8 protein-coding genes are annotated in these 9,672 nt (G+C 45.6%); 7 read left to right on the top strand and 1 reads right to left on the bottom strand.

Annotated elements, in window-relative coordinates; genetic code table 11:
* Positions 1-241 precede the first annotated feature (241 nt).
* A complete protein-coding gene (locus JI667_RS21195) occupies positions 242-1,165 on the bottom strand; it encodes a 1,4-dihydroxy-2-naphthoate polyprenyltransferase (protein ID WP_206858446.1) in 924 nt (307 codons plus the stop codon).
* A gap of 303 nt (positions 1,166-1,468) precedes the next feature.
* Here JI667_RS21195 and JI667_RS21190 point away from each other — a divergent pair, with 303 nt between their 5' ends.
* The 7 genes from JI667_RS21190 to JI667_RS21160 all read left to right on the top strand — a co-directional run bounded on the left by JI667_RS21190 (position 1,469) and on the right by JI667_RS21160 (position 9,444).
* The gene (locus tag JI667_RS21190; protein WP_206858445.1) at positions 1,469-2,875 is read left to right on the top strand and encodes an isochorismate synthase; all 1,407 of its coding nucleotides are present in this window, start codon (positions 1,469-1,471) and stop codon (positions 2,873-2,875) included.
* Positions 2,868-4,622, top strand: coding sequence for a 2-succinyl-5-enolpyruvyl-6-hydroxy-3-cyclohexene-1-carboxylic-acid synthase (menD, locus tag JI667_RS21185; RefSeq protein ID WP_206858444.1), 1,755 nt, complete (start codon positions 2,868-2,870; stop codon positions 4,620-4,622). Before JI667_RS21190 ends, menD begins: the two co-directional genes overlap by 8 nt.
* The gene (menH, locus tag JI667_RS21180) at positions 4,603-5,412 is read left to right on the top strand and encodes a 2-succinyl-6-hydroxy-2,4-cyclohexadiene-1-carboxylate synthase (RefSeq protein WP_206858443.1); all 810 of its coding nucleotides are present in this window, start codon (positions 4,603-4,605) and stop codon (positions 5,410-5,412) included. Before menD ends, menH begins: the two co-directional genes overlap by 20 nt.
* A 15-nt stretch (positions 5,413-5,427) precedes the next feature.
* A complete protein-coding gene (gene menB / locus JI667_RS21175; RefSeq protein ID WP_044340358.1) occupies positions 5,428-6,246 on the top strand; it encodes a 1,4-dihydroxy-2-naphthoyl-CoA synthase in 819 nt (272 codons plus the stop codon).
* A gap of 180 nt (positions 6,247-6,426) precedes the next feature.
* Complete coding sequence (locus tag JI667_RS21170) at positions 6,427-7,917, top strand: o-succinylbenzoate--CoA ligase (protein WP_206858441.1); 1,491 nt, start codon at positions 6,427-6,429, stop codon at positions 7,915-7,917.
* Complete coding sequence (gene menC / locus JI667_RS21165; protein ID WP_206858439.1) at positions 7,907-9,016, top strand: o-succinylbenzoate synthase; 1,110 nt, start codon at positions 7,907-7,909, stop codon at positions 9,014-9,016. The genes JI667_RS21170 and menC overlap by 11 nt, the downstream gene beginning before the upstream one ends.
* A 56-nt stretch (positions 9,017-9,072) precedes the next feature.
* Complete coding sequence (locus JI667_RS21160) at positions 9,073-9,444, top strand: VOC family protein (protein WP_206858436.1); 372 nt, start codon at positions 9,073-9,075, stop codon at positions 9,442-9,444.
* Positions 9,445-9,672: the final 228 nt, after the last annotated feature.

Here is a 9,672-nt window from a genome sequence, read left to right as displayed (position 1 = left end):
ACAAAAAAATTTTCACAAGAGAATAAAACGGTTGTAAGCACTGGTATAATAACTTTTTCCGAGGGAGTCGAGCACCTTCCGCTCCAATCAACAGTAGCTTTTAATTTTTAATTAATACCTAAAGTTTTAACTACCTTTTTTATGTACATAATTTTAAATATCATCCGATTTATTGTGAGTTATATCATCTCAAAACAAAAAAGAGTCGACCCGTAAATGAAAGGGTCGACTTTTGGTCTTTCTATAGCATATAAGCAAGTAATAATCCAATGGTTAGCAGGAATCCAAAAATGGTATTGGTCTGGGCCGTGGCTTTCATGGCAGGCATCATTTCAATCGGTTGTGATTTGCCGATGAATCCAATGGTTGCCTTGACCGCTTTAGGGACGCTCAGGAAGGCTACGAACAGCCATGGTGAAGAGATACCCGCTGCGACCAGTCCGATGATCCAGGCGTAGGATACGACGAACATACTCCCTAAGAGGAAGATGGCGCCCTTTTTACCTAATAGGATAGCAATGGTTTTGCGGCCGTTCTCTTTGTCTCCATCCAGATCCCGGATGTTGTTAGCCAATAATATGGACCCCACCAAAATGGATACCGGTATTGAGATGAGGATGCTGTCATCGTTGATGTAGCCGGTCTGGATATAGAATGAAATCAGGATGATTACGAATCCCATGAAAAACCCTGCTACGATTTCTCCAAACGGAGTGTATGCAATTGGCATTGGTCCGCCAGTATAAAAGTACCCTGCTGCCATGCACACTAAGCCTATCAGTGCCAGCCACCATGTACTGCTGAGACAAATATAAATCCCCAGCAGAAGGGAGATGCCGTACAGTGAAAAGGCAAGGTTGATGACCGTTGAAGGTTTGACCCCGTTACGGACGATCGCACCGCCGATTCCCACTGAATGCTCTGTATCCAGGCCTCTCTTGTAATCGTAATATTCATTGAACATATTGGTAGCAGCCTGGATCAACAGGCAGGCAACCAGCATGGCTATAAATAGCGTTACATTAACGTTTGTAAATTGCAGTGCAAGTACCGTGCCTAATAAAACAGGTACGAAAGCTGCAGTAAGAGTGTGGGGCCTGGTCAACTGCCACCAGATTTTCCACCCTTTATCTGATTCCAACATGTTGGATGCTTGTTGTTCCATCAATCTCTCTCCCTTACACAATAAGGAATTTTCAGATAACATTACAATTCCTTTACAGATTAAAGTGTAGGTAAAGGGAGGAGGACTGTCAATCATTTTTTACAAATCAGTGAAGGTGCTATTTTCCAGTAAATGAGGACTTTTACAACGCTTTTGGTTTCTCAAAAGAAGAAAAAGGGTTTATTATATATAATAAGGATTAATATCGTTAACATGGCTTGAACTTCGTTGACACACCATAAAGACAGGTGTATCTTATAATAAGTTTGACTATTGTACGTGATTTTGTTTGGGGGAATTCAATTGGTTACCATCCATAAAACCAATATTGAAAAAGCATATGATTCAGCCAAAGCGAAGGCTAAACAAATAGATCGCCCCGTTCTTCTCAGTATAGTGGAGGAAGTCGAGGCAGTCGATCCTCTTTCTTTTTACTATGGAGGCAGTTCTTTTATTGGAGAGCGCTTCTTATGGAAGGACCGTGATCATACCATCACGCTTGTAGGACTTGGAGCGGCTCATATCGTTTCCACGGATGAGATGGAAGATCGTTTTTTTACGGTTGAGGACGAGTGGAAGCGCTTAATCCAAGAATCCGTTGTCGTGACAGGGGACAAATGGCCGGGAACAGGTCCACTGTTATTCGGTGGATTCAGTTTCGATCCGGTGAACGCGAGGGGAGAAGAGTGGAGTCATTTCTCTGAAGGTTCGTTTCAGCTCCCGAAGTTCATGCTGACCAAGCCGGGGAAAACGAATTATCTGACGATGAATGTCATTTGTCTTCCGGGAGAGGATGAAAGCTTGCTCCATGAACGAATCCGCATCAAGGAAAACCTTCTTGCAAACGCCCGGAAAACCGTTATTCCTGAGAGTGCCAATTGGCTTTTAAACCGTGATGTGAAGCCTGAAGAATGGAAGGATTCTGTTCAGAGTGTCGTAACGCGGTTACAGCAGGGTGAAATGGATAAGGTCGTGCTTGCAAGAAAATGTGAAATTTCCTTTGAAAAGCACGTGTCCTCTGATTTTGTACTGGATAATCTGTGGAAACAGCAGCCCGATAGCTTTGTATTCAGCTTTGAAAGGAAAGACAGCTGCTTCATCGGAGCCACTCCCGAACGACTCGTGAAAAAAACGGGAGAAGAAATCCTTTCTACCTGTTTAGCGGGGTCGATTGCCCGTGGGGATACCCTCGAAAGGGATGAGAAACTGGGGGAAGAGCTTCTGGATGATGAAAAGAACCGCTATGAGCATCAGCTTGTCGTAGACAGCATTCGGGACGCACTGAAACCCTATTGTGATGAGCTGTCAATCCCAACTTCACCGCAGCTTATGAAGCTAAAGGACATCCAGCACTTATATACTCCTGTCATTGGACAGGCATCGGAGCATACATCGCTTCTAAATCTAGTGGAAAAATTACACCCGACTCCTGCACTCGGTGGTGTACCGAGGGAAAAAGCCATGCACGTTATCAGGCAGGAGGAACAGATGGATCGTGGATTATACGCAGGTCCTATCGGCTGGATGGATGCTTACGGCAATGGTGAGTATGCAGTCGCCCTCCGTTCGGGCCTCCTGCAAAGGGATAAAGCTTATTTATATGCAGGCTGCGGAATCGTAGCCGACTCACAGCCTGAAAGTGAGTTTAAAGAAACGCAAATGAAATTTCGGCCAATGCTCCGTGCATTAGGGGGAACCGTACATGATTGATGAACATCAGCAGAAATTAACAGCTTATTTAGCGGCCTTCATTGAAGAATTGGTTGGAAATGGAGTAGACGAAGTCGTCATCAGTCCCGGCTCTCGTTCTACTCCTTTGGCATTGTTATTTGCCCATCATCCAGATGTCAAAACGTATACGAATGTGGATGAACGTTCAGCTGCTTTCTTTGGATTGGGGATCGCCAAGGCGAAAAAGAAGCCTGTCGCCATCCTGTGCAGTTCAGGCACAGCAGGGGCAAACTATTATCCTGCTGTCATCGAGGCCCGCTACGGAAAGGTACCACTCATTGTCTTGACGGCAGATCGTCCTCACGAGCTAAGGGAAGTAGGGGCTCCTCAAGCGATCAATCAGATCGAATTGTATGGAAAACACGTGAAATGGTCCATAGATATGGCATTACCGGAAAGCATCCCTTCCATGGTGCAATATGCACGATCCTCTGCCGTCAGAGGTGTGTCTATTTCTATAGGGTATCCACAAGGGCCGGTTCATTTCAACTTTCCATTCAGGGAACCTCTTATACCGAATTTGCAACAGGTGGAATTTACAAATGCCCAGTGGGGAAAGAGAGTCATTCAAGGGGATCGTCAATTACCCTCAGATGTTCAGTATGACCTTCTGGAACAATTAAAGAAATCAAATCGTGGCATCATTGTGTGTGGACCCGGAATAGGAGAAGAGGCTGTTCAGTCCATCATCGCATTTGCCGAGGAATACGGCCTGCCGCTCCTGGCAGACCCGTTATCCTTTGTACGGAATGGTAGCCACTCCAAGGGAAATATTATCGATTGCTACGACACATTCGTCAGAGTCGAGGGGCTTAAAGAATCTTTATACCCTGACATTGTCATCCGCTTCGGTGCCATGCCGGTATCGAAAGCGCTGATGCTTTTCCTGAAAAGCCTGCCGGATATTCCCACATGGGTGGTGAGTAATGGAGAAGAATGGCAGGACCCGACTGCACGGGGAACTCATTACATCCAATGTGAGGAAAACCTTTTCTGTCAGGGATTCATAGGGAAAAACGTCCGGCCTGATAGGGAGTGGCTCGAATATTGGGCGGGTGTCAATGCAGAGACGAAGGACTTGCTCAAGAAGGGGCATGAATCTTGGGATGAAGGAACGGCGGTTTATCAACTGATCAGGCATCTGCCTGACGGGGCTACCCTGTTTTCCAGTAACAGCATGCCCATCAGGGATTTGGATACCTATTTATTTACTGATGACCGTTCAATTCGAATATTTGCCAATCGAGGAGCAAACGGAATTGACGGAGTGGTATCTACGGCCCTTGGCATGAGTACAGGATCACAGTCCATGTATCTCCTGATTGGGGATCTTGCGTTTTTCCATGATTTAAACGGATTATTGACCGCCAGGAAATATCAGTTGGATATGACCATCATCGTCATGAATAACAATGGAGGCGGTATCTTTTCTTACCTGCCGCAAGCATCTGATCAGACACACTTTGAAGACCTCTTCGGGACCCCGATGGACCTGGATTTTGCCCATGCAGCAAAGCTGTACGGAGCGGGTTATTCCAAGGTATCATCAGAGAACGAATTCATTCCTGCCCTTATGGAAGCGGATCAAATCAAAGGGATTAACATCATTGAAGTGATGACGGATCGTGAAGAAAATGTAGCAAATCATCGTAAATTGTGGAATTTTGTTTCCCGGGAAATGACGCGAAATAGGAAAGGTGGATATCATGATTCTTCAAGTGAATGATATTCGGTATTTTGTAGAAGTTAAAGGGGTGGGGCAGCCCCTGGTTTTCCTCCACGGCTTCACGGGTGACGCGACAACATGGGCATCTGTCACCGATATACTGTCCGCTTCCTGTCAGTGCATCATCATTGATTTGATTGGCCACGGACGCACGGATTCCCCTGAGGATGACAGCAGATATACGATGGACAGGGTATCCGGGGATATATGCTGTATCCTTGATCAGCTTGACATCGCAGATGCCACTCTGATCGGTTATTCCATGGGAGGACGAACGGCTCTCCACTTTGGTTTGAAATATCCTCAAAAGGTGAAGACATTGATACTCGAAAGCTCCTCACCTGGACTGAAGACTCCTGAAGCAAGAGCGGAACGCAGGAAGATGGATCAAGATCTTGCTGAAAGAATAGAAAAAGAAGGAGTCAAAAACTTTGTCGATTTCTGGCAAGAGATTCCCCTGTTTGCGTCTCAGAGAAGACTTTCGGCCGAAGAACGCGCCGAAATCAGAAAGCAGCGTCTGAGCCAATCTGCCACAGGCTTATCCAATAGCTTGAAGGGGATGGGGACCGGCGCACAGGATTCTTTATGGGGGGAGCTTGGAAACATCTCTATTCCGGTCCACTTACTTGTCGGGGAGCTGGATCAAAAGTTCGTTGGGGTTGCAGAAAACATGAAAAAGCTCAATCCTGCGTTCAATATTGTGACATTTTCCAACACAGGTCATGCAATTCATGTGGAAGAATCGCGAAAGTTTGGTACAATAATAGAGGATCTACTGTTAACTACATAAAGGAGGAACAACTAAATGGCTTTTGAATGGGTTTCAGAAAGAAACTACGAAGATATTTTGTACGAAACATACAATGGGATCGCTAAGATTACGATCAATCGACCAGAAGTACGTAACGCATTCCGTCCTAAAACGGTTATGGAATTAATCGATGCATTTGCTTATGCACGCGACGATTCCAAAGTCGGTGTCATCGTTTTAACAGGTGCCGGTGAAAAAGCATTCTGTTCAGGGGGAGACCAACGTGTCCGTGGACACGGCGGATATGTCGGGGAAGATGAAATTCCTCGCTTGAACGTGTTGGACCTGCAGCGTCTGATCCGTGTGATCCCGAAACCTGTCATCGCAATGGTAGCCGGTTACGCGATCGGTGGAGGACATGTCCTTCATGTCGTATGTGATATTACGATTGCTGCTGACAATGCGATCTTCGGACAAACGGGTCCTAAAGTGGGAAGCTTTGACGCAGGATACGGTGCAGGATACCTTGCACGCATCGTCGGTCACAAGAAAGCGAAAGAAATCTGGTACCTGTGCCGTCAGTACAACGCGCAGGAAGCGCTTGAAATGGGCCTTGTCAATACAGTGGTTCCATACGAGCAGCTTGAAGCTGAAACGGTGCAGTGGGCTTCAGAAATGCTTGAAAAAAGTCCGACTGCCCTTCGTTTCCTAAAAGCTTCATTCAACGCAGATACAGACGGACTGGCAGGACTGCAGCAACTTGCAGGTGACGCCACCCTTCTATACTACACAACGGAAGAAGCGAAAGAAGGCCGGGACGCATTCAAAGAAAAGCGTAAGCCGGACTTCGGACAATTCCCTCGTTTCCCTTGATATGAGGCGGCCTGATGAATCTGATATGGATTCATCGGGCTTTTTTTAGATGAAGAGGTTGTGTATACGGGTAGTGGCACGGGTTGCGTTAAAGTACTGCAACAAACAGCCAAACATCAAAAAACAATCGTAACAAAAAGCATTCAATAGAACCAATCAGAAAGGAATGGACAAGACAGGATGACAACAGAGCAATTGCCCAACTGGCTGAAACAAAGAGCTTTTTTAACCCCTGATCGGAAAGCTTTAAGTAATGGTGATGTTGAATACACTTTTAAAGAATTATGGACGAAAGTCATTTCCATTGCGGAAAAGCTGAATACGATCGTTCACTCATCATCGCATCCCTTTTTGGGTCTCATGATTAAGAATAAAGTGGAATCTGTGCTGCTTGTTCACGCCATCCAACAGCTTGGTTTCACGACCGTCTTATTAAACAATAAATTAAGTGAACATGAATTGTCTTTCCAAATCAAGGATATGGAGTTATCGACGGTTCTGTATGATGATGATTTTGACGGGAAGCTCTCCTTTTTAGGGGATGATGTCAATGGAATTTCCTTCTCACGCATATACAATACATCTCCCACATCTTTTGAAATGAAGGATCATTTTCATTTAGACCTAGCCTGCTCGGTCATGTACACGTCGGGCACGACGGGAGCTCCGAAAGGGGTTCTCCAATCGTACGGAAATCACTGGTGGAGCGCCATTGGTTCTTCGCTGAATCTCGGTGTAAATGAAAATGATACATGGCTTTGTTCTGTGCCCCTTTTTCATATCAGCGGATATTCAATCCTGATGAGAAGCGTCATATATGGGATGAACGTGCGCTTGTTTGAAAGCTTTGATGTGGAAGGAATCAATCGGGAATTGATCTCCGGTCATGTTACAATCATGTCTGTTGTCAGCAATATGCTCACACGTCTGGTGAAAGACTTGGGTGACAGGACGTATCACCCGAATTTCCGATGTATGCTGCTTGGCGGCGGACCCGCGCCGTTTCCATTACTGCAGGAGTGCATGGGAAAAGGCGTACCCGTCTTTCAAACGTATGGGATGACGGAAACGGCTTCTCAAATCGTGACGTTATCACCAGAATACAGTTTCACAAAGCTCGGGTCTGCCGGGAAGCCGCTCTTTCCTTCTGAATTAATGATCCTAGCCAGGGATGGGACAGCCCATGCGAATCAAGAAGGGGAAATCCTTGTGAAAGGACCGAATGTGACCAGCGGATATTACCGGAGAGAGGAAGCGAATGCTAGAAGCTTTGAAGCCGGCTGGTTTCATACGGGGGACATTGGTTATCTGGATGAAGAAGGGTTCTTATTTGTACTGGACCGGCGATCAGACTTAATCATTTCCGGTGGGGAAAATGTGTATCCGGCAGAAATTGAAAGTGTGCTGTTAGGCTGTAAGGGTGTGGAAGATGCAGGAGTGACAGGAATCACAAGTGACGAATGGGGACAGATCCCCTGTGCCTTCATTGTGAGTGAGGATTCCCTTACAGAAGAAGAAATCATAGCCCACTGTAAAAAGAATCTTGCCTCTTATAAATGTCCGAAGAAAATCATCTTTATGGATGAGCTTCCACGGAATGCTTCAAACAAACTGCTGAGAAGAGTGCTCAGGGTTCAGTGGGAAAAAGGAATGGTTGCAGATGAAGATTAGATCGATCACCCTTTATGTCATTTCAATGCCTTTAAAGAAACCTTTTGTAACCCATCTCCAAACGGTTGTTGAACGGGAAGGGATCATTGTTGAAGTCGAAGATGATGGTGGGCTGCGCGGACTTGGAGAAGGTGTCGCTTTTTCCACTCCATGGTATACAGAAGAAACAGTGAACACATCCTACCATATCCTAAAGGATGTGTTGATTCCCCTTGTAAACAGCAAGCCATTTAATCATCCTGAAGAGATCGGGAAGCGGTTCGAAGCCGTTCGAGGAAATGCCATGGCAAAGGCTGCACTTGAAATGGCAATATGGGATCTGTATGCCAGGGAGCAACAAATGCCGTTGTGGAAATTGATAGGCGGAGTGCGAGAAGAAATCCTGGCGGGAGCCGTGGTGGGTGCCGACTCGGCTCAGATGATGGTCAAGCAGGCAGAAGTGCTGGTGGAAGAAGGGTATCAACGAATAAAGCTGAAGATCTCACCAGGGGCTGATGTGGAGATTGTCAAAGAATTGCGAAGCCATTTTCCAGCCGTATCCCTCTTAGCCGATGCCAATTCTGCGTATTCTCTCGGAGACAAAGAGCATCTCCAGGCATTGGACGAATATAATTTGGAGATGATCGAGCAGCCCCTGGGAATAGACGATCTGGTCGAACACTCTTTATTGCAAAAGGAGATCACCACCCCGATCTGCCTTGATGAGAGCATTATCACCCCTCACGATATGAGGAGTGCAATTCATTTGGGAAGCTGTGGAGTGGTCAACATCAAGCTTGGCAGAGTAGGCGGATATTCGAGTGCCCTCGAAATTTACCGGCTATGCCAGGAGCATCATATTAAGGTATGGTGCGGAGGCATGATCGAATTTGGGGTTTCACGTGCCCATAATTTGGCTCTGGCCACCCTGGAAGGGTTCTCCATTCCCGGTGATATTTTATCTTCCACGAAGTATTGGGAGGAGGACATCATCACTTCCCCGATCGTCGTGGAAAATGGTGCGGTCAAACGATTGGATGGTACGGGAATTGGCGTGGAATTAAATCGAAAGCGTTTGAATTCAGTCACCTTGAGCAAGGAGACATTTTCGTCTGATTGATTGTGTTTCCAATCCTGTCCATATATACTTTAAGAAAAAGTCTTAGAGGATGAAGTATGAAACTAGGTGCATTTTCTGTCAGTTTAAGTGTAAAGGACATTACAGTTTCAAAATCTTTTTATGAGAAACTTGGATTTGAAGTCATGGGTGGAGACATCAATCACAATTGGTTGATTATGAAAAATGAAAGTTGCATCATCGGGTTATTCCAAGGAATGTTTGATCACAACATCCTGACGTATAATCCGGGCTGGAACCAAAATGCCGAAGAGCTCGATTCCTTCACGGATGTGCGGGAGTTACAGAAACAGCTGAAAGAAAAAGGAATTCCCATGCTGTCAGAAGCAGATGAATCAAGCGAGGGACCTGCCAGCTTCACAATTGAAGATCCCGACGGTAATACCATTCTAGTCGATCAACACAGATAAAAAGAGGCTGGGACAAAAGGGTTTCAGCTAAACAAAAATCCGAGCGAGTGATTTGATAAAAATCTAACTCGTTCGGATTTTTTATTTTTAGTGCTAAAGCTTAATCCATGTATTAAGCAGGTTCTAGCTGTTGGTTGGAGTGCAAGACGAAGACTCCCTCGGAAAAAGTTATTATACCAGTGCTTACAACCGTTTTATTCTCTTGTGAAAATTTTTTTGTGAATCATC

It is taken from the genome of Bacillus sp. NTK074B, from assembly GCF_017303375.1.
Classification (GTDB): domain Bacteria; phylum Bacillota; class Bacilli; order Bacillales; family Bacillaceae_B; genus Rossellomorea.
The sequence above is the reverse complement of the archived record's forward strand: the minus strand, read 5'-3'. Positions and strand labels throughout refer to the sequence as shown.